Genomic DNA, 18,240 nt, shown 5'->3' with positions numbered 1-18,240 from the left:
TGGGACGGGCCGTGGCCCCGGCGCGTCGGGCGCCGGGGCTCGGGGGCCGGTCAGACGTCGCTGCGGACGAGTTCCTGCGCCGGTCGCGCCACCGGCGCCGAGCGACGCTCGCCCAGGTCCTCGGTGGGCGTGCGGTAGGTCTCCGGCCCGGTGAGGGCGGCGATCGACGACAGCACCGCGAAGCCCAGGCACATCCAGGCGACCGGGGCCCAGTTGCTGGTGTCCCCCGCCGAGAGCAGCTGCGCGACGGCGGGCGTGAATCCGGCGACGAGCAGACCGAGCATGAGGCTCACGGCCATGCCCGTGTACCGGACCCGCGCCGGGAACTGCTCCGGGAAGTAGGCCGGGTAGACACCGTTCGGCATGGCGTAGAAGAAGCCGATCAGGACGAGGCCGGACGCGAACACCAGGGGGGCGCTGCCGGTTCCGATCGCGTGGAAGAAGGCGAACACCATCGCGCCCGAGCCGAGGGCACCGAACACGAACACCGGCTTGCGGCCGATCCGGTCCGCGAGGAGCCCGGCCACGGGCTGGCTGAGCACCGCGACGAAGTTGGCGGCGGCGATCGCCCACAGCATCGTGGAGCGCTCGAAGCCTTCGACCTGCACGGCGTAGGCGAGTGCGAAGACGTTGACGATCGTGTTGATCATGGCGAACGTGGCGCTGAGGCTGATCCGCAGGACGGTGCGCCAGTGCGAGCGGAACATCTCGACGACCGGCAGGGCGGCGGTCTCGCCGTTCTCCTGCAGTTCCTCGAACACCTCGGGCTCGTCGAGCTTGCGGCGCAGCCACACCGCGACCACCGTGACGACGATGCTGAGCCAGAACGGCACCCGCCAACCCCACGAGTACAGCGCCTCGTCGGGCAGCGACGCCACGGGGATGAACACGAGGCTCGAGATGACGATGCCGAACATGATGCCGCTCATGGTGAACGACGTGAAGAACGAGCGCCGGTGCGCCGGGGCGTGCTCGAGCGTCAGGGACGACGAGCCCGGGGATTCACCGCCGGCCGACAGCCCCTGCAGCAGGCGCAGCAGCACCAGGATCACCGGCGCGGCGATGCCGATCTGCTCGTAGGTGGGCAGGCAGCCGATGACGAACGTGGCGATGCCCATCAGCAGCAGGCAGGCCAGGAGGGCGTTGCGCCGGCCGAACTTGTCGCCCCAGTGCCCCCACAGCACGGCGCCGAGCGGGCGGGCGATGTATGCGACGCCGAGGGTGCTGATCGACAGCAGCGTCGAGGTGGCTCCGTCGCCGGGAAAGAAGATCTTCCCGAAGACGAGGGCTGCGGCGGAGCCGTAGATGAAGAAGTCGTAGTACTCCAGGGTGCTGCCCAGGAAACCGGAGATGGCCGCCCGGCGGGCGTTCTCGTTCGGTCGTCCGTCGGGGCCGGCAGCGTGCGTGTTCGCCATGGCGTTCCTTTCGTCCCAGGCTCCGACGGACGCCGAGTCGGCCATTCGGTGATGGCCCTCACAGTCGCCGGAACGAGACGAGCGTGGCACGCCGCACTATGCAGCGTCCAACACTGAAAAAGTCTCAGATAAAGACGTTTATCGTCTCAATCGGGCGTGGGAAGGATCTCCTCGGCGACCTTCAGGGCCACCTCGAGCGCCGGCGACACACGCCGGGGCGACCAGCCGATCCCGTGGTGCATGTAGTCGGACTCGCCGGCGAGGGGGACGAAGACGGTGCCCGGCGGCGTGATCGTCGCGATGCTCGACGTCATCAGCGCCACTCCCACGCCGGCCGAGACGAGCACCAGGATCATGTACGGGTCGGTGATCTCCTGAACCACGCGCGGACGGAAGCCCGCGTCGAGGCACGCGCGCATGGCGCTCTCCTGCAGGGCCGACCCCGCCGACAACGGTGTGGTGATGAAGCCGTCGTCCGCGAGGTCGTGCAGGTCGATCTCCGGCTCCCCGGCGAGCGGGTGGTCGGAGGGCAGCACGGCACCGAACGACTCGCGGCGGATCAGCCGGGTGGCCACCGCCGCGGACTGGACCGGCAGCCCGACGAACGCGAGATCCAGTGCGCCACTCTCCAATTGGGTGACCGCCTCCCGGGTCATGATGCGACCGACGAGGTCGAGTTCGATGTCCGGGTAACGCTGCCGCAGCGCCCGGGTCAGCGGCGGGAGCGAAAGATGGTTCAGCACACCGGTGAACCCGATCTTGATGCGGCCGTACACACCGCCGGCGGACGCGCGCGTGGCCTGCCGTGCCGTCTCGACGCTTTCGAGGATGTGGTAGGCGTGGGGCAGGAAGGCGTGCCCACCCGCCGTGAGGGCGACGCTGCGCGTATTGCGCTCGAACAACGGCACACCGAGGTCCTTCTCGAGCTTGCGCACCGTCTGGCTCAGGGGTGACTGCGCCATCTGCAGGCGGGCGGCGGCCCGCCCGAAGTGCAGTTCCTCCGCGACGGCAACGAAGGCCTGAAGCCAGCGGATCTCCATGTCGATCCCTTCGGGGACTTGACGACTGCATCTACAGCCGTATATCCAGATTCATACATGGTGCGTCGCCGATTGTTTCGATTTCGCACATGGATTCAGACTACTATCCACACACCGGCGAGGAGCAGCCGTATGGTGACCTATCCCTCGGGCGTGACCGCGCTCGTCACCGGCGGGGCGAGCGGGATCGGCGCGGCCTGCGCGAGGCGGCTGTCCGCCGCGGGCGTCCGGGTCGTCACCGCCGACATCGCGGACGGCGCCGCCGAACGCGTCGACGTCACCGACCCCGCCGCCGTCGAACGGCTGCGTACGCGCCTGGGCCGGGTCGACATCCTCGTCAACAGCGCCGGCGTCGTGGGACCGTCGGCGCCGCTGGTCGACACCGAACTGTCCGACTGGCACCGGACGTTCCGCATCAACGTCGACGGCACGTTCCTCACGTGCCGCGCCTTCGTTCCCGCGATGGTCGACGCCGGCTGGGGCCGGGTGGTGAACCTGGCGAGCATCGCGGCCAAGGACGGCAATCCGAACCAGAGCGCCTACTCGGCGTCCAAGGCCGCGGTGATCGCGCTGACGAAGTCGCTCGGCAAGGAGATCGCGACGACCGGGGTGCTCGCCAACGTGGTGGCGCCCGCGGCGGTGGAGAGCCCGATGAACGCCGGGACGGATCCGGCGATCCTGGCGCGGTCGCAGAGCCTGACGCCGATGGCCCGGATGGGCCGGCCGGACGAGATCGCCGAACTCGTCGCCTGGCTCTCCTCGGACGCGCTGAGCTTCTCGACCGGCGCCGTGTACGACGCGAGCGGCGGCCGCGCGTCGTACTGAAGGTCCGCACCCGGCGGACGAGCGGGAGGTTCTCGCATCCGGCGGGAACCTGTCGTCGGAGTTGCTCGGCCGATGCCGCCGTCACGGCCCGCCCGGCGCGACAAGCTCCCGTTCGACTCGGAGCAGGCTGCGCGCGCGGACGGCGTCGACGTGTCAGACCAGGGGCCAGCCGGTGTACTGCTCGGCGATCAGGGTGCGCCCGGCGACGGAACGGGTGATCGCGTCGAGTTCGGCGTCCTGGCGCTTGTTGTCGAACGGGCTGCTGTCCGGGTGGGTGTGCAGCATCGACGACATCCACCACGAGAAGTGCTGTGCCCGCCACACGCGCGGCAGGACTTCCGCGGTGTAACCGTCGAGCCGGCCGCGTTCGCCGCGGGTGAGGTACTCGTCCATCGAACGGGCCAGCACGAACACGTCCGCGACGGCGAGGTTGAGCCCCTTGGCGCCGGTCGGCGGGACGGTGTGCGCGGCGTCGCCGGCGAGGAACAGGTTGCCGTGCTGCATGGGCTCGCACACGAAGCTGCGGAACTGCAGGATCGACTTCTCGAAGATCCGCCCGTCCTTGATCTCGGCCCCCTCCCCGTCGACCCGGGCGTGCAGTTCGCTCCAGATGCGGTCGTCGGACCAGTTGGCGACGTCGTCGTCCGGATCCACCTGGAGGTAGTGCCGCTGCACGTCGGCGGTGCGGGTGGAGATCAGCGCGAAGCCCCGCTCGTGCCGGGCGTAGATCAGTTCCTCCGACGAGCGCGGCGCCTCGGCGAGGATGCCGAGCCAGGCGAACGGGTACTGCCGGAAGTGGTCGGTGCGCACCTGCGGTGCCGGAATCAGACCGCGGGTGCCGGTGCGCGAGCCGTCGCAGCCGGCGACGAGCAGCGCGTCGAGGCGCTGCGGGTTGCCCTGCGCATCGATGTAGGTCAGGTACGGCCGCTCGGTGCGGTGGTCGTGGACCTGCACGTCGGAGACGCCGAACCGGATGTCGCCACCGTCGGCGAGACGGCGGGCGATGAGGTCCTTGTTGACCTCGTGCTGCGGGTAGACGGTGACCGCGCGCCCGACGAGTTCGTCGAACGCGATGCGGTGCCCCCTGCCGCCGAAGCGGAGCTCCACGCCGTGGTGCTCGTAGCCCTCGGCCTTCAGGCGGTCGCCGACGCCGGTCTCGACCATGAGGTCGACGGTGTTCTGCTCGAGCACGCCGGCGCGGATGGTGGCCTCGATGTCCTCCCGCGAGCGCGCCTCGAGCACGACGGACTCGATGCCGCGCAGGTGCAGCAGGTGCGACAGCATCAGCCCGGCGGGGCCGGCGCCGACGACGGCGACCTGGGTGCGGGATTCGCTCATGGGGGACTCCTCGAGATTCGGAAGCGGTGACGACCCTCACTGTCCCGGAGGAACGTCCACGTCGTCACCCCCCACTTTCGCTCAGTGAAAGAGGGCCTTCAGGTCAGTCGCCGGGAGATGCCGCTCGCCGCCGCCCGCATGGCCGGGATCAGCGGCGCGGGATCCGCATCGATCGACACCACCACCGATATCGCCGCGACGACCCGGCCGGAGTGCTCCCGGACGGGCGCCGCCATCGCCATCGTGCCCACGTTCAGGTGTTCGCGGCAGATCACGATGCCGGTGCGGCGGACGTCGTCGAGCACGCGCCGCAGCCGGGACTCCTCGGTGATCGTGGCGGGAGTGAACCGTTCGAGCCCGGCATCGAGCACCTCCCGCAGCAGCTCGGGCCCGCCGTGGGCGAGCAGCACCAGCCCACCGCTCGACGCGTGCAGCGGCAGCCGGCCGCCGGCCCGGCCGACCACGGCCACGGCACCGCGCGCCGACAACCGCTCGACGTAGAGCGCCTCGAGCCCCTCCCGAACGACCAGCTGCACGTTCTCCCGGGTCGCGTCGAACAGGTCCTCGAGATAGGGCATCGCCACCTGGCGCAGGCCGTGCGCGCGGGGCGCGAGGGCACCGAGCTCCCAGACCCGGACCCCGACCTGATAGCTGCCGTCCGCACGGCGTTCGAGTGCCCCGACGTCGACGAGCCGGCCGCACAGCCGGAACACCGTCGGCAGGGGAAGCCCGGTCCGGCGGCTCAGTTCCGACTGGGTCAGGCGGGGCCGCTCGGCGGTGAACGCGCCCAGTACGGCGAAGGCGCGGCCGAGCAGGGTCCGGTCGGGAACATCGGGCACGCACCCATTGTGGGGTGTCCGCATCGGGCGGGAACGAGCCGGAAGGGCGCACCGGCGGGCGAGCGTCTATCGTGTTCGCGCATGCGACTGGTCGAGAGATCGAAACGGGTCATAGAGGCGCACCTGAACAACACCAGCATCCGGGCACTCTCGGGGTCGATGGTGGCGTACGAGGGCCAGGTGCAGTTCAAGTCGGCCGGGTTCGGCGGCGGCGAGGGCGTGCTGGCCGGCCTGCGCCAGCGCGCCACGGGTGAGGGCCTGTCGCTGATGGAGTGCGCCGGCAACGGCGTGGTCTATCTCGCCCACCAGGGGCAGGACGTCACGGTGCTCGAGTTGAACAACGAGACGCTGCAGGTCGAGTCGGAGCAACTGCTCGCCCTGAACGGCAACCTCACCACGAACGTCACGTTCGCCGGGGTGCGCGGCAACATGAGCGGCCAGGGTCTGTTCACCACGACGGTCACCGGCAGCGGGCAGGTCGCGCTGTTGTCGGCCGGTGGCCCACTGATCCACCTCGAGGTCTCCCCGCAGTACCCGCTCGTCGTCGACCCGGACGCGTTCGTGTGCGCGAAGGGACAGTTGAGCCAGTCGTTCGTCACCGACGTCTCGTGGCGCACGTTCGTCGGTCAGGGCAGCGGCGAGGCATTCTCGCTGCGGTGGGACGGCATGGGCGTCGTGTCCATCCAGCCGGCGGAGCGGTGAGGGAGGCAGTGATGACGGAGACAGCGGTGTTCTCGAAGATCAACGGCAAGGTCGTCAAGGTCGATCTGAACCAGTCCGGGCCGGTCGTCGCCCGCCGGGGCGCGATGCTGTTCTACACGGGCATGGTGCAGTTCGCTCCGCACCACGTGCCCGGGGCCGGTGGGATGCCGGGCACGGGCGGGATCGCCGGGATGGCGGGACGGATGATGCAGGGCGAGCACGAACGCACGATGCTCGCGCAGGGCAACGGCGTGGTGCACTACGGCTTCCGCGGTCTCGAGGTGCACGTGGTGGACCTGTCCGCGGGTGGCGAGCTGCGCGTGGAGGCGTCGCGGCTGCTGGGATACACCGCGAGCCTGCAGAGCTCGGTGGTGTCGATGTCGGCGCCCCCGGCCGGAGGCGGCGGTGGCGGTGGCGGCTTCCTGGGCGCGCTGCGCAGCGCCGCCACCGGCATGGTGAGCGGCACCGGCATGTTCACCACCCAGCTGTCCGGGCGCGGGGCCGCGGTGCTGCTCGGGCACGGTGGGTTCCTCGAGCTGCAGGTCGGCGGGCCGGCCCCGGTCGTCGTCGACCCGCAGTCCTTCATCGCCGCCCACGGACCGGTGCGGACGGAACTGAAGTCCGCCATGAGCTGGCGCACCGCGGGGCGCAGCGGCGGCGAGGGCCTCCAGCTCGAATGCACCGGTCAGGGCATCGTCTACGTGCAAGCCTCGGAGGAGAAACTGTGAGCGTCGTCCTGAACCCGTCCCACCTCGTCGGCAGCGACAACCTGCCCGGCAACCACTACGCCTTCTGCATCGACCTGCAGAGCCCGTGGTTCCTGTCCAAGGGCGCGATGATCGCCTACTACGGGCAGGTGCAGTTCACCTCGCTCACCCACGGACTGCAGGGGCAGCTGCTGCAGATGGTGGCGCACCAGTTCTCGGCCCCGCTGTACATGGGCGACTACGTCGTCGCCGAGGGGTACGGGAAACTGATCCTCGGTGACCGTGGATACGACATCAACTCCTACGACCTCGACGACGGCAACCTCACCATCCGGGCCGCGAACCTGCTCGCGTTCGAGCCCGGGCTGTCGCTGAACCAGTCGATCGTGCCGGGCTTCCTCACGCTGATCGGCACGGGCAAGTTCCTCGCGTCGTCGAACGGACCCGTGATGTTCGCCGAGCCGCCGCTGCGGGTCGATCCCGAGGCGCTCGTCGGGTGGGCGGACTGCCCGTCGCCGAGCCATCACTACGACGAGGCGTGGGTCAACGGCTTCGTGGCGGCGGGGGCGCGCATGTTCGGCGTGCAGTCCGGGGAGGAGCGGCAGTTCGACTTCACGGGCGCCGGGACCGTGCTCGTCCAGTCCAGCGAGAAGGTGATCGACGACAGCGCGATCGTCCGGACCATCGAGGGACAGCTGCCCGGTCTGACCCCCGGCGGCCTGCAGCGGATCAACCAGGTGGTGGCGTCGCAGTTGCAGACCCAGCAGCATTGAACCCGCAGCCCTGAACCCGGCAGCCCTGAACCCGGCAGCCCTGAACCCGGCAGCACCGATTTCGAGGCACCCCGGGCCGGGACTGGGCACTTGCCCGGGGCGCCCGAGGACGAATTGTGACTACGATCACAGGTAAGCCACACCTCATTGAGGTAAGGTTTGGTGAACCTAAGTAATACGTCCAGGAGGGTCTCGATGATCGTCTGCAGCTGCCACGCTCTCTCGCACCGGCACATCGAGGCCCACATCGCTGCCGGCGCACGCTGCACACGCGAGATCGGCGCGGCCTGCCGCGCCGGCACCGACTGCGGACGTTGCGTCCGAAATATCTCGGCGATCGTTCGCGCATCCCGCGACCGGGATGAGAGGATCGAACTCGAGACCGCCGTCTAGACCCCTACCCGGCGGTCGATCCGCGTTCGGTCCCCGGGAGGCGCCATGAAGGGCGACAAGAAGGTCATCGAGTACCTCAACGAGCAGCTCACTGCCGAGCTCACGGCGATCAACCAGTATTTCCTGCACTCGAAGATGCAGGACAACAACGGCTGGACGAAGCTCGCCGCGCACACCCGCGCCGAATCCTTCGAGGAGATGCGGCACGCCGAAACCCTCACCGACCGGATCCTGTTCCTCGAGGGCCTGCCCAACTACCAGCGGCTCGGCACGCTGCGGCTCGGCGAGACGGTCAAGGAAATGTTCCAGGCCGACCTGCAGGTCGAGATCGAGGCCCGCGACCGGCTCCGCAAGGGCTCCGAGTACATGCGCTCGGTCAGCGACATCACCTCGGCCCGCATCTTCGAGGAGATCCTCGCGAACGAGGAAGAGCACATCGACTACCTGGAGACCCAGCTGGGCCTGCTCGAGCAGCTCGGCGAACCCCTCTACATCTCCGTGCACGTATCGCCGCCGGAGTGAGCGAGCAGCGCATCCCGATCGACAAGCAGACCCGCCCGGTGTACCGGGCACAGATCGAGGTTGCCAAAGCAATCCGCCAGGCCACGGCCGACGCCGGACTCGAGCGTCGGCTCGTGGAGCTGGTGAACATACGCGTCTCCCAGATCAACGGCTGCGCCTACTGCCTGGACGTGCACGTCCGGGACGCCCTGCGCGAGGGCGAGACCACCCAGCGGCTCGCGGTGCTGCGGGCCTGGCGGGAAACGGACCTGTACACCGAGCAGGAGCAGGCCGCACTCGCCCTCGCCGAGTCGATCACCACGCTGCCCGACAGTCACCTGCAGGACCGGGACTACGACTTCGCGCGCGCCCGGCTCACCGAGGACGAGCTCTCCGCGATCGCGTGGGTTGCCGTGGCGATGAACGCGTTCAACCGGATCTCCATCGTCAGCCGCCACCCGGTACGTCCCCCGCAACAGTGACGGCCGAATTGATTTCCTGAGCAACCACCCGGTTATTCTCGACGGATGACGAAGACCCGGTGGCTCAGCGACGACGAGCAGCGCACCTGGCGCGCCTACCTCGACAGCACCCGGCTGCTGATGAGCGCCCTGGACAAGCAGCTCACCCACGACTCCGGGATGTCCCTCACCGACTACGAACTGCTGGTCGCCCTCTCGGAGGCCCCCGGCCGGCGGCTGCGCATGCGCGCCCTCGCCGACGCCGTCGTCACGACCCGCAGCGGCGTCACCCGCGCGATCAGCCGCCTCGTCGACGCCGGCTGGGTGCAACGCGTCGAATGCGACGAGGACAAGCGCGGCATGCTGGCCGAACTCACCGCGGCCGGCGCTGCGAAGCTGGCCCAGGCCAGTCCCGGACACGTCGAGGCCGTACGCTCCTACGTGTTCGATCTGCTCAGCCCGCAGGACGTGACCCGCTTCGGTGACACGTACACCGCGATGCGCGCGCACCTGCTCGAAAACACCTGAACAGCCGGAGGAATGCCATGAGCGACCCGTCCGTCATCGCCGTCCACAATCCGCAGCACCAGCGCTACGAACTGCGCGACGGCGACACCGTCGTCGGCTACACCCAGTACCACCCCGACGGCGACGTTCAACTCGTGTTCGACCACACCGAGGTCGACCCCGCCTATTCGGGTCAGGGCCTGTCGAGCACGCTGGTGCGGTTCGCGCTCGACGACGTGCGCGCCCGCGGCAAGCGGGTGGTGGCGATCTGCCCGTTCGTCGACGGCTTCATCGACAAGCACCCCGAATACAAGGACCTCGCCGACTGAGACCGGGACACGGCCGCATGCCGACCCCGCCGGATCCCTCCGCCGTCGCGGCCACCCTGCGGCGCGCGGGTTGCGTGTTCGCGGAGGAGGAGGCGCGGCTGCTCGTCGAGGCCGCCGGCACGCCCGGCGACCTCGCCGGCATGGTGGACCGGCGCGCCGCCGGCGAGCCGCTCGAGCACGTCCTCGGCTGGACCGAGTTCCACGGCCTGCGCATCGTTCTGGACCCCCGGGTGTTCGTCCCACGCCGGCGCAGCGAGTTCCTCGTCGATCGCGCCGTCGCTCTCGCCCTGCCCGGCGCCGTCGTCGTCGACCTGTGCTGCGGCTCGGGGGCCCTGGGTGCCGCGGTGACGACGGCCGTTGCCGGGGTGGAACTGCATGCGACGGACCTCGATCCCGCCGCGGTGCGGTGCGCGGGCCGCAACGTCGCCGCGCTCGGCGGCCGGGTGTACGAGGGCGACCTCTACGACCCGCTCCCCGAGGTGCTGCGCGGGCGCGTCCACCTCCTGCTCGCGAACGTGCCGTACGTACCGACCGCGGACCTGACGCTGCTGCCTGCCGAGGCCCGGGACCACGAGGCCCGCATCGCCCTCGACGGGGGCGCCGACGGCCTCGACGTGCTGCGGCGGGTGGCCACGGCGGCCGGGCGATGGCTGGCGCCGGGCGGGCACCTGCTGGTCGAGTCGAGCGAGCGGCAGGCCGCCGGGATCGCCGAGTGCTTCGCCCGGAACGGGCTGATCCCGCGGGTGGTGCACAGCGACGACGCGTTCGCGACCGTCGTCGTCGGCACCGCTCCGCGCTGATCGTCCCGGCTCACCCGACGTGCGCGGCCCGGTGCCGGCGCACGGCGTCGCGGTTTGCGCACCGCGGCGAGCAGTACCGCTGCCGCCCGTTGCGGGAGGTGTCCGCGTAGACGTGGTCGCACTCGTCGAGGGCGCAGCGGCCGAGGCGGCGCATGCCCCGGCCCACCAGGTGCAGGGCCGTACCGACGGCGATCAGAGCCTCGAGCACGCCGGCGAGCGAGTGCTGATCGTCCCGGTAGTGCAGGTGCCACCCGTCGCCGGCGTGGTTCGTCATGCGCGGATACGCCGATGCGGCGGCGAGCATCTCGTTGACCAGCGCGGCGCGCTCGGCGTCCCCGGTCGCGTCGACGACGGCACACCAGCGTTCGAGCATCGCGCCGACGCCGAGCAGGTCGTCGGCACCGACCGGGAAGTCGATCACCAGGCCCGCCTCGACGCAGCGGTGCACCAGCGCGTCGACGGTCACGGGCGGGTCGTTCACCAGATCCGCGGCGAGCCGCACGGCATACTCGCCGTAAGGGTTGAGATGCACAATGCCATTACATCACACTGGGGGGCATGCAGACGTCCCACCGCCACCACTGGACCGAGGTCTCCCGCCACCCGACGAGCGAAGGCGTGGTGCACTACCAGCGCTGCGCGTGCGGCCGCTGGCGCATGGTCGCGACGGCCCTCGTCGCCGATCCGATCGGCGTGTCGGCGACGGTCCCGGTCCCCCGGCGACCGTGAAACCCGGCGCCCCGCGGAGGACAATCGCCTCCATGACCGAGCGCAAGCGGCCGGACATCACCTTCGAGTCGTGGATCGAACGGCAGATCCGCGTCGCGCAGGAGCGGGGCGACTTCGACAACCTCGACGGGGCCGGCAAACCCATCCCGCATCGCAGCGACGACGAGCTGTGGTGGGTGAAGGACTATCTGCGCCGGGAAGGGCTGTCGACCGAGGCGTTGCTGCCGCCCCCGCTGCAGCTGCGCAAGGAGATCGAGCGGTTGCGCAGCACCGTGCTCGACGTGCCCTCCGAGCCGGCGGTGCGGCAGATCGTCCGGGAGCTGAACCGGCGGATCGTGGACTGCCTGCGGGCACCGAGCGGCCCCCTGGTCCCCATCCACAGGGTCGACCCGGAGGAGGTCGTCCGGCAGTGGGCGGCGGACCGGGCGGAGCTGCGGTCGAAACGCGCCGAGCGGGCCGCGGCAGCGGCCGCCGTGCTGCGCGAGTACGCCCCCGAGCCGCCGCGCCGGCGCTGGTGGCACCGAGTCCTGGGGATCCGGCCCGCGGAAACCTGACGACGCTGCGGGGACGCGTCCTCGGCGCCGCACAGCCGCGCACTTCGCAGCCACACGCGACAGCCATCGTCGGTGCGCCTGTCGATTCGTGTCGCGGGTACCGATCCCCGCCCCGGCCGCTGCACTCGCTGAGCTGCGTGACAGTTGACCGGCCGAGGCGCGAGAGCCGGGCCGCGAGGTGCGGCCCGGTTTCACAGCCGGACCTCAGGAAGGACTCAGCGTCGGCCCAGTCCCTGCCGGCATCCTGAAGACACGGCAGCACCGATCACGAGCCTGCCCGCAGGGAAAGGAATCGTCATAACCACCTCAGCTCCGAGGGTCCCCCACCCGGGACATCCGTCCGGGCGCGACACCGGTGCCGTCTTCCTGATGGCCGGTGGCGTTCCCGGAGCGGGTAAGAGCACCCTGCTTCGCCGGATCGAGCACGACATCCCGGGTCTGACCGTTCTCGATCCGGAGCGCCGGGCCGAACGTCTCGCGGCCGCGCTTCCGCCGGGCCTGCCGTATCGCTGGTATCGGCCACTGGTCCATCTCATGCACACCCTCGACGTGGTGCGCACCCTCCTGGCCGGACCGCACCGGAGCGAAGGGCCTGTGGCCGTTCACGACACCGCCACGCGCAGGCGCCGACGCGACTGGACGGCCCGCCTGGCGCGGCGACGAGGCTGGACGCCGGTGCTGGTCTTCCTCGACGTGCCCCGCGAGGTCGCGCGGGCCGGACAGCACGCTCGCGGGCGCGTGGTGAACGAGTCGTCGTTCGCGCGGCACTGGCATCGATGGACGGCTCTGCGACCGCACCTCACCCGCGAGGACGACGCCACGGCCGGGAGTCCGTGGGACCACGTCGTCGTCACCACTCGCGACGATGCGAAGAGCCGGGTGTTCGGCGTGCTGACACAGGACGGGACGGACCGCTGCGCACCCGGCAGCGGATCCCCGTGCGCGCAGTGACGATCTCCCGGAGCGCAACGACATCGACACCTCGGTGACCGGTGTCCCCGACGCATGCCGGGTTCACCGAGGGCGCACTTCCCAGCAGATCCACGGCTCACTCCCATGGACGCCCGAGGGTCGTCCGGTTGTGTGGGTGCGTGAACGGACGCGATGCGTCATGCCACAGCAAGGAAGGCACGACTCGATGACAGCTCCCACCCAGGACCTCGACACCGCCGCCGCCGCGGCCGCACGCGGGAATCAGCCGGACGCCGTGTGCGAGAGGGACGGTCCGGAGTTGCGCGTGCTGCGGCGCTGCGGGCGGCAGCACGTCGACGCGCTGCTCTCGACGCTCACCCGCAGGCAACGCGAAATCCTGCGCCTGCGGGTGGTCGAGGGGTTGTCGGTGGAGGAGTCCGCCGCCGTCCTGCGGACGACGCCCGGGGCCGTCCGTGTGGGTCAGCATCGCGCGTTGTCCCGCCTTCGGGCGGCGCTGGCCGACCCCGCGCGTATGGACGCCGTCACGGGACCGGGCGACTCCCGGCCTCGGCGGGGTGCGGGTGCGCGCCTGCCGCGTGCGTCAGCTGTTCCTCCGTGACCGCCTCACCGCGGGCGACCATGCCCGCCTCGTGCGACAGCGGGATCTGCCGCAGGAAGCACGCGATGACGAAGGCCGCCAACAGGAACGGGATCAGGTACCAGAACACCGGGGCGAGGGAGTCGGCGTAGGCGTCGACCACACCGGTGCGCACGGAGTCCGGCAGCTGGCTCAGGGCCGCGGGATCGAGCGTCGCGGTCGCCTGGCCGGCCTGCTCCGGGGAGGCCCCGGCTCCGGTGAACACGGCGGTGAGCTGCTCGGCCAGCCGGTTGGTGAAGATCGTGCCGAAGACCGCCACGCCGAGGGACGCGCCCACCTCCCGGAAGTAGTTGTTGGTGCTGGTCGCGGTCCCGATCTCGGTGGGCGGCACGGCGTTCTGCACCACGAGAACGACCACCTGCATGATCAGACCCAGGCCGAAGCCGAGGGTGAACAGCATCGTGCAGATCAGCCACAGTGGCGTGCTGCCTTCGAGGGTGGTCAGCCACAACATCGCGGCGGCCGTGACGAGGGCACCGGCGATGGGATACGCCTTGTAGTGACCGGTTTTCGTGATCGCGATGCCGGAGGCGATCGAGGTGGCCATCAGGCCGGCCATCATCGGGATCATCAGCAGACCGGAGACCGCGGCCGAGGTTCCGGACGACATCTGCAGGAACGTCGGCATGAAGGCCAGTGCCGCGAACATGCCGAGGCCCACGGTGAAGCCGATCGCGGTGGCGTTGACGAAGATCGGGTTGCGGAACAGCGACAGCGGGATGATCGGATCCTCGGCGCGGGACTCGACGAGGACGAAAAGGCTTGCCGCGACGAGCACTCCGACGGCGAGCGCGAGGGTCAGCGGATCGGTCCAGCCCCGGTCGCCCCCGAAGTCCGTGAACAGGATCAGGCACGTGGTGGCGGCCGAGAGGGTGAGCACGCCGAGGAAGTCGACCTTCTTCTCGGGTCGCTTCGTGGGCAGCGTGAGGGTGAACCAGGCGATCGCGAAGGCGAGCACGCCGACGGGCAGGTTGATGTAGAAGGCCCAGTGCCAGGTCAGGTAGTCGACGAAGAAGCCGCCGAGCAGGGGGCCGGCGACGGCGGCCACACCGAAGACCGCACCGAGCGGGCCCAGGTACTTGCCACGCTGGTCGGCCGGGACGATGTCGGCGATGATGGCCTGGGAGAGGATCATCAGGCCGCCGCCGCCGAGTCCCTGCATCGCACGGAAGATCACGAACCACCAGAAGTCGGTGGCGAAGGCACAGCCGGCGGAGGCGAGGGTGAACACCGCGATGGCGACGAGGAAGAGGGTGCGGCGGCCGAACACGTCGCCGAACTTTCCGTAGATCGGCATCACGATGGTGGTCGCCAGCAGGTACGCGGTGGTGATCCAGGCCTGGTGTTCGACGCCGCCGAGCTGCCCGACGATGGTCGGCATCGCGGTGGAGACGATGGTCTGGTCGAGGCTCGACAGCAGCATGCCGGCGATCAGCGCGGAGAAGATGAGCCAGATCCGGCGCTGCGTGAGCACCAACGGTGGTGCCGCGGGACGGGACGACGTTGCGGTCACGGGTTTCCTGCCGTTTCGATGGGGTCGAGTCGCTGCCCGAACAGTCGCCGGACGATGTCGAGGTTGCGGAGCAGCAGCTCCGCGAAGGGGCGATCGGTGTCGTCGCCGAAGAACTCGTCGGCGGTGTGCCGGGTGATGTCGGCGAGCGCGTAGACGACGGTCCGCGGCAGCGGATCGTCGGGAGGCAGGTTCTCTCTCCGGGCGACGACCTCGGCGAACCGCCGGAGCTGGGCCTCGCCGTTGTGCAGGATGCGGGGCAGCAGCTGCGGCTCGCGGTGGATGATGTCGTGGTACTGCTTCGCGTGCTCGCGGGTGAAGTCGGTGCGCCCGATCTGGGCGAGGATCACCGCGACGAGGTCCTGGAGCAGCGTGGGGGAGATGCCGTCCCCGTCGTGCCGCCCGGCGGCCACGAAGGCGTCCTCCTCCTCGGAGGTCAGGCTGAGCGGGGGCTCGCCGAGGACCGCGTCCTCCTTGGACGGGAAGTAGTTGAAGAAGGTGCGCCGGGAGATCTCCACCCGCTCACAGAGTTCCTCCACGGTGAACCCGGCCAGACCATGACGGGCGGTCAGCGCGCGCGCCTCGCCGACGAGCGCGGCCCGGGTGCGCTCCATCCGGCGGTTCCGCCGCCCGGACGGAGTTGTTGCACTTTCATCCATAGAGTGCATGATTGCACCATCATTCCGAGAGTGCAAAGAGGTCTAGGACGTGCGGGCGGCTATGGGACGTTATGGTCAGTTATGGAGAAGTTCAGATAGATCCCCATAAGTCTCTATACTCGTCACATGGACCTCGAGCTCAATCCGTTCAAGCCCGGCTCCGGACTCCGGCCGCCGGCGCTCGAAGGACGCGACGAGCAGATCGGGGCGTTCGAACTCCTGGTCGCCCGCAGCAAACGGCAGAACTACGACCGTGGCCTGATCCTGTCGGGACTGCGCGGAGTCGGGAAGACGACCCTGCTCAACACCCTCGTCGAGCACGCCGACCGGCAGGGATGGCTCACCATCGCCATCGAGGCCCGCCCCAGCGAGGCCGGCACCACCGCGGTCCGCGCCAAGCTCTCCCAGGAACTGACGGTCGGACTGCGCCGCTACAGCCGCAAGCACCGGATCCAGCACGCGATCGACCCGCTCATCGACCTCGCCCGCGGCTTCTCCCTCGGCCTCGGCCTCGGCCCGGCGACCGCAAGCTTCTCCCTCGACCAGCGTCCGGCGGCCAGCGGCGACATCGATCTCGACCTCGAGGAACTCGTCGAAGCGATCACCGCCGAACTGCGGCCGAGATCCAGCGCATTCGGATTGTTCATCGACGAGATGCAGGACCTCGACTCCGATCTGCTGTCGGCGCTGCTCGCCGTCCAGCACCGGGCGAGCCAGCGCGAATGGCCGTTCTTCCTCATCGGCGCCGGACTACCCAATCTTCCCGCGGTGCTGGCCGGCAACCGCTCCTACGCGGAGCGACAGTTCCTCTACAGCACCATCGGCCCCCTCACCCCGACGGCCGCAGCCGACGCCCTGCGGATCCCGGTACGCCGCCAGGGCGGGGACTTCACCGACGACGCGCTCGCCGTGCTCGTCCAGGCCAGCGGCGGTTATCCGTACTTCCTCCAGGAGTACGGGAAGGCGATCTGGAACATCGCTCCGCACAGCCCCTTTCAGCTCGAGGATGCCGAACTTGCCGTCGAGGTGGGCCGGCGGCACCTCGACGAGGGATTCTTCCCGTCGCGCTGGAACCGGGCGACCGACCGCGAGCGCCGTTACCTCACCGCGCTCGCCGCCACCGGCGAGGAGACACCGCGGTCCGGGAAGGTCGCCCAGCTGATGGGCTCGACCGCCACCGGCGTCAGCGACGTCCGCAACTCGGCCATCCGCAAGGGCCTGATCTGGGCACCGGAGCACGGTCGCATCGCCTTCACCGTCCCGGGTATGGCCGACTTCATCCGCCGTCAACCGGCGGAGTAGCCGGATCAGCGGCCCCGCTCGGCCACCATCCGGTCCACGGCGCGCACGCTGAGCACCTGGTCGAGAGCCATGGAGGCGCAGCCGATCATCCCGGAGCGATCGCCGTGCGACCAGGGCAGGATCTGCAGGGCGCGGGTGGCCACGGACACCGCATCGCGATAGAGGGTTTCGCGCAGTCCGGCGACGAAGACGTCGTAGGCCTCGGCCATGTCGCCGCCTACGACGAGCACCGCCGGGTCGAGGAGGTTGACGGCACCGGCGATCACCTCGCCGATCCGCCGGCCGCTGTCCCGGATCATGCGGCGCGCCTCCGCATCCCCGCCGACGGCGAGAGCCACGACGTCGCGGACGTGGGTCACGTCCCGGCCCTGTTCCTGCAGGTCGCGGACCAGGGCCCAGCCCCCGGCGATCGCCTCGACGCAGCCGACGTCGCCGCAGCGGCACAGGACGCCCTGCGCCGCAGCGGTCTTGGTGTGCCCGATCTCGCCGGCCGCGCCCACCGCCCCGCGCTGCAGCACACCGCCCGACACGATGCCCGCGCCGAGGCCCGTGGACGCCTTGATGAGCAGCATGTCGTCGAATTTTCCTCGTTCGCCGCGCCTTTCGGCGAGCACCATGACATTCGCGTCGTTGTCGACGAAGACCGGCGCGCCACCGAGGCCGGCGAGGAAGGGCTGCAACTCGACACCGTCCCAGCCGGCCATCATCGGCGAGTCGAGGCTGCAGCCGCGGACCGTGTCCACCGTGCCCGGCAGGCTCACCCCGATGCCGACGGTGCGGGGCGCGCCGGGACCGAGCGCGTCGCGCAGGTCGGCGAGGTGCGCGGCGATCTTCGGCATCAGCTCGCCCGGGCTCGCCCCGATCTCCTGCTCGAGGTCCTCGGTCCGGAGCAGTTCCCCGGCGAGATCGCAGACGGCGAGCTGGGTGCGGCTGCGGCCGATCGCGACGACGAGCACGATGCCCGCGCCGGCCCCGAAGGTGAGGGTGAGCGGGGGACGCCCACCGGTGGAGGGTCCTTCCTCCGTTTCGACGACGAGGCCGAGGTCCTGGAGTGCCGCGACCCGGGCGGCGACGGCGGTGCGGGAGAGCCCGGTGTGGTGCCCGATCTCGCTTCGGGTGGTCGCGGCGCCGGCGCGGACGAGGGCGAAGACCTCGCCCGCGGTGGCAGGCGCGCTGGAGGATCGGCTCATACCGCCATTGAACCAAGGAACCGCACCCGAGAGCGCCTCGCGCAGCCGGGGCATGCTGCACCGGGCCGGACTTTGTTCTTAGAAATGCGTAAGTTT

Annotated in this window: 23 protein-coding genes; 15 read left to right on the top strand and 8 right to left on the bottom strand. The window is 70.1% G+C overall.

Going from position 1 to position 18,240, the window contains the following annotated elements:
• Positions 1-50 precede the first annotated feature (50 nt).
• Positions 51-1,415 (bottom strand): MFS transporter, encoded by a 1,365-nt coding sequence (locus G6038_RS02315; protein ID WP_165035728.1) that lies wholly within the window; start codon positions 1,413-1,415, stop codon positions 51-53.
• 146 nt (positions 1,416-1,561) lie between these two features.
• Positions 1,562-2,455 carry a LysR family transcriptional regulator gene (locus G6038_RS02310; RefSeq protein ID WP_165035727.1) on the bottom strand — a complete coding sequence of 298 codons (894 nt, stop codon included), beginning with the start codon at positions 2,453-2,455 and terminating at the stop codon, positions 1,562-1,564.
• A gap of 132 nt (positions 2,456-2,587) precedes the next feature.
• Here G6038_RS02310 and G6038_RS02305 point away from each other — a divergent pair, with 132 nt between their 5' ends.
• On the top strand, positions 2,588-3,280 hold the full coding sequence (locus tag G6038_RS02305; protein ID WP_165035726.1) for an SDR family NAD(P)-dependent oxidoreductase: 693 nt from the start codon (positions 2,588-2,590) through the stop codon (positions 3,278-3,280).
• Between the two features lie 153 nt (positions 3,281-3,433).
• Here the strand turns inward: G6038_RS02305 and G6038_RS02300 are convergent, their stop codons facing one another.
• Both G6038_RS02300 and G6038_RS02295 read right to left on the bottom strand, forming a co-directional pair.
• Positions 3,434-4,618 (bottom strand): 4-hydroxybenzoate 3-monooxygenase, encoded by a 1,185-nt coding sequence (locus tag G6038_RS02300; protein WP_165035725.1) that lies wholly within the window; start codon positions 4,616-4,618, stop codon positions 3,434-3,436.
• A gap of 98 nt (positions 4,619-4,716) precedes the next feature.
• The gene (locus tag G6038_RS02295; RefSeq protein ID WP_346772727.1) at positions 4,717-5,457 is read right to left on the bottom strand and encodes an IclR family transcriptional regulator; all 741 of its coding nucleotides are present in this window, start codon (positions 5,455-5,457) and stop codon (positions 4,717-4,719) included.
• Between the two features lie 81 nt (positions 5,458-5,538).
• Between G6038_RS02295 and G6038_RS02290 the strand changes: the two genes are divergently transcribed.
• The 9 genes from G6038_RS02290 to G6038_RS02250 all read left to right on the top strand — a co-directional run bounded on the left by G6038_RS02290 (position 5,539) and on the right by G6038_RS02250 (position 10,630).
• A complete protein-coding gene (locus tag G6038_RS02290) occupies positions 5,539-6,159 on the top strand; it encodes an AIM24 family protein (RefSeq protein ID WP_006944059.1) in 621 nt (206 codons plus the stop codon).
• A gap of 11 nt (positions 6,160-6,170) precedes the next feature.
• Positions 6,171-6,887: an AIM24 family protein gene (locus G6038_RS02285; protein WP_206024179.1), complete on the top strand. Its 717-nt coding sequence runs from the start codon at positions 6,171-6,173 to the stop codon at positions 6,885-6,887.
• A complete protein-coding gene (locus G6038_RS02280) occupies positions 6,884-7,639 on the top strand; it encodes an AIM24 family protein (RefSeq protein WP_165035723.1) in 756 nt (251 codons plus the stop codon). Before G6038_RS02285 ends, G6038_RS02280 begins: the two co-directional genes overlap by 4 nt.
• Before the next feature lie 195 nt (positions 7,640-7,834).
• Entirely contained in the window at positions 7,835-8,032 is a 198-nt protein-coding gene (locus G6038_RS02275) for a (2Fe-2S)-binding protein (RefSeq protein ID WP_003938724.1), read from the top strand.
• A gap of 45 nt (positions 8,033-8,077) precedes the next feature.
• A complete protein-coding gene (gene bfr, locus G6038_RS02270; protein ID WP_165035722.1) occupies positions 8,078-8,554 on the top strand; it encodes a bacterioferritin in 477 nt (158 codons plus the stop codon).
• Entirely contained in the window at positions 8,551-9,015 is a 465-nt protein-coding gene (locus tag G6038_RS02265; protein ID WP_165035721.1) for a carboxymuconolactone decarboxylase family protein, read from the top strand. Before bfr ends, G6038_RS02265 begins: the two co-directional genes overlap by 4 nt.
• Before the next feature lie 45 nt (positions 9,016-9,060).
• On the top strand, positions 9,061-9,522 hold the full coding sequence (locus G6038_RS02260) for a MarR family transcriptional regulator (protein ID WP_165035720.1): 462 nt from the start codon (positions 9,061-9,063) through the stop codon (positions 9,520-9,522).
• Between the two features lie 17 nt (positions 9,523-9,539).
• Positions 9,540-9,830 (top strand): GNAT family N-acetyltransferase, encoded by a 291-nt coding sequence (locus tag G6038_RS02255; protein WP_165035719.1) that lies wholly within the window; start codon positions 9,540-9,542, stop codon positions 9,828-9,830.
• Between the two features lie 17 nt (positions 9,831-9,847).
• Positions 9,848-10,630, top strand: a complete 783-nt coding sequence (locus G6038_RS02250) for a putative protein N(5)-glutamine methyltransferase (RefSeq protein WP_165035718.1) — start codon at positions 9,848-9,850, stop codon at positions 10,628-10,630.
• A 10-nt stretch (positions 10,631-10,640) separates the two neighbouring features.
• Here G6038_RS02250 and G6038_RS02245 read toward each other — a convergent pair whose 3' ends face one another.
• Positions 10,641-11,162, bottom strand: coding sequence for a CGNR zinc finger domain-containing protein (locus tag G6038_RS02245; protein ID WP_165035717.1), 522 nt, complete (start codon positions 11,160-11,162; stop codon positions 10,641-10,643).
• Positions 11,163-11,188: 26 nt separating this feature from the next.
• On the opposite strand from G6038_RS02245, the gene G6038_RS02240 reads away from it, so the two are divergent.
• From G6038_RS02240 to G6038_RS31775, 4 genes are all read left to right on the top strand, one after another.
• A complete protein-coding gene (locus G6038_RS02240) occupies positions 11,189-11,359 on the top strand; it encodes a hypothetical protein (protein WP_165035716.1) in 171 nt (56 codons plus the stop codon).
• A 32-nt stretch (positions 11,360-11,391) separates the two neighbouring features.
• Positions 11,392-11,913: a DUF1992 domain-containing protein gene (locus G6038_RS02235; RefSeq protein WP_165035715.1), complete on the top strand. Its 522-nt coding sequence runs from the start codon at positions 11,392-11,394 to the stop codon at positions 11,911-11,913.
• A gap of 369 nt (positions 11,914-12,282) precedes the next feature.
• Entirely contained in the window at positions 12,283-12,864 is a 582-nt protein-coding gene (locus tag G6038_RS02230; protein WP_165035714.1) for an AAA family ATPase, read from the top strand.
• 187 nt (positions 12,865-13,051) lie between these two features.
• A complete protein-coding gene (locus G6038_RS31775) occupies positions 13,052-13,444 on the top strand; it encodes a sigma factor-like helix-turn-helix DNA-binding protein (RefSeq protein ID WP_276613793.1) in 393 nt (130 codons plus the stop codon).
• Here the strand turns inward: G6038_RS31775 and G6038_RS02220 are convergent.
• Positions 13,368-14,996 carry an MDR family MFS transporter gene (locus tag G6038_RS02220; RefSeq protein ID WP_165035712.1) on the bottom strand — a complete coding sequence of 543 codons (1,629 nt, stop codon included), beginning with the start codon at positions 14,994-14,996 and terminating at the stop codon, positions 13,368-13,370. The genes G6038_RS31775 and G6038_RS02220 overlap by 77 nt on opposite strands.
• Positions 14,993-15,607: a TetR family transcriptional regulator gene (locus G6038_RS02215; protein WP_165035711.1), complete on the bottom strand. Its 615-nt coding sequence runs from the start codon at positions 15,605-15,607 to the stop codon at positions 14,993-14,995. The genes G6038_RS02220 and G6038_RS02215 overlap by 4 nt, the downstream gene beginning before the upstream one ends.
• Positions 15,608-15,778: 171 nt before the next feature.
• Between G6038_RS02215 and G6038_RS02210 the strand changes: the two genes are divergently transcribed.
• Positions 15,779-16,954 carry an ATP-binding protein gene (locus G6038_RS02210; protein WP_165035710.1) on the top strand — a complete coding sequence of 392 codons (1,176 nt, stop codon included), beginning with the start codon at positions 15,779-15,781 and terminating at the stop codon, positions 16,952-16,954.
• Positions 16,955-16,959: 5 nt separating this feature from the next.
• Here G6038_RS02210 and G6038_RS02205 read toward each other — a convergent pair whose 3' ends face one another.
• On the bottom strand, positions 16,960-18,144 hold the full coding sequence (locus G6038_RS02205; RefSeq protein ID WP_165035709.1) for an ROK family protein: 1,185 nt from the start codon (positions 18,142-18,144) through the stop codon (positions 16,960-16,962).
• Between the last annotated feature and the right edge of the window lie 96 nt (positions 18,145-18,240).

Source organism: Rhodococcus sp. 14C212 (assembly GCF_011058195.1).
Taxonomy (GTDB): Bacteria; Actinomycetota; Actinomycetes; order Mycobacteriales; family Mycobacteriaceae; genus Rhodococcus; species Rhodococcus aetherivorans.
This window is presented reverse-complemented; position numbering and strand designations above follow the sequence as displayed.

Bases quoted from the DNA above. Each gene is read 5' to 3' on its own strand.
- G6038_RS02315 (WP_165035728.1), bottom strand. From the start codon at position 1,415: ATGGCGAACACGCACGCTGCCGGCCCCGACGGACGACCGAACGAGAAC.
- G6038_RS02275 (WP_003938724.1), top strand. From the start codon at position 7,835: ATGATCGTCTGCAGCTGCCACGCTCTCTCGCACCGGCACATCGAGGCC.
- G6038_RS02250 (WP_165035718.1), top strand. From the start codon at position 9,848: ATGCCGACCCCGCCGGATCCCTCCGCCGTCGCGGCCACCCTGCGGCGC.
- G6038_RS02215 (WP_165035711.1), bottom strand. From the start codon at position 15,607: ATGGAGCGCACCCGGGCCGCGCTCGTCGGCGAGGCGCGCGCGCTGACC.
- G6038_RS02305 (WP_165035726.1), top strand. From the start codon at position 2,588: ATGGTGACCTATCCCTCGGGCGTGACCGCGCTCGTCACCGGCGGGGCG.
- G6038_RS02260 (WP_165035720.1), top strand. From the start codon at position 9,061: ATGACGAAGACCCGGTGGCTCAGCGACGACGAGCAGCGCACCTGGCGC.
- G6038_RS31775 (WP_276613793.1), top strand. From the start codon at position 13,052: ATGACAGCTCCCACCCAGGACCTCGACACCGCCGCCGCCGCGGCCGCA.
- G6038_RS02255 (WP_165035719.1), top strand. From the start codon at position 9,540: ATGAGCGACCCGTCCGTCATCGCCGTCCACAATCCGCAGCACCAGCGC.
- G6038_RS02230 (WP_165035714.1), top strand. From the start codon at position 12,283: ATGGCCGGTGGCGTTCCCGGAGCGGGTAAGAGCACCCTGCTTCGCCGG.
- G6038_RS02235 (WP_165035715.1), top strand. From the start codon at position 11,392: ATGACCGAGCGCAAGCGGCCGGACATCACCTTCGAGTCGTGGATCGAA.
- G6038_RS02205 (WP_165035709.1), bottom strand. From the start codon at position 18,144: ATGAGCCGATCCTCCAGCGCGCCTGCCACCGCGGGCGAGGTCTTCGCC.
- G6038_RS02240 (WP_165035716.1), top strand. From the start codon at position 11,189: ATGCAGACGTCCCACCGCCACCACTGGACCGAGGTCTCCCGCCACCCG.
- G6038_RS02210 (WP_165035710.1), top strand. From the start codon at position 15,779: ATGGACCTCGAGCTCAATCCGTTCAAGCCCGGCTCCGGACTCCGGCCG.
- G6038_RS02290 (WP_006944059.1), top strand. From the start codon at position 5,539: ATGCGACTGGTCGAGAGATCGAAACGGGTCATAGAGGCGCACCTGAAC.
- G6038_RS02300 (WP_165035725.1), bottom strand. From the start codon at position 4,618: ATGAGCGAATCCCGCACCCAGGTCGCCGTCGTCGGCGCCGGCCCCGCC.
- bfr (WP_165035722.1), top strand. From the start codon at position 8,078: ATGAAGGGCGACAAGAAGGTCATCGAGTACCTCAACGAGCAGCTCACT.
- G6038_RS02285 (WP_206024179.1), top strand. From the start codon at position 6,171: ATGACGGAGACAGCGGTGTTCTCGAAGATCAACGGCAAGGTCGTCAAG.
- G6038_RS02310 (WP_165035727.1), bottom strand. From the start codon at position 2,455: ATGGAGATCCGCTGGCTTCAGGCCTTCGTTGCCGTCGCGGAGGAACTG.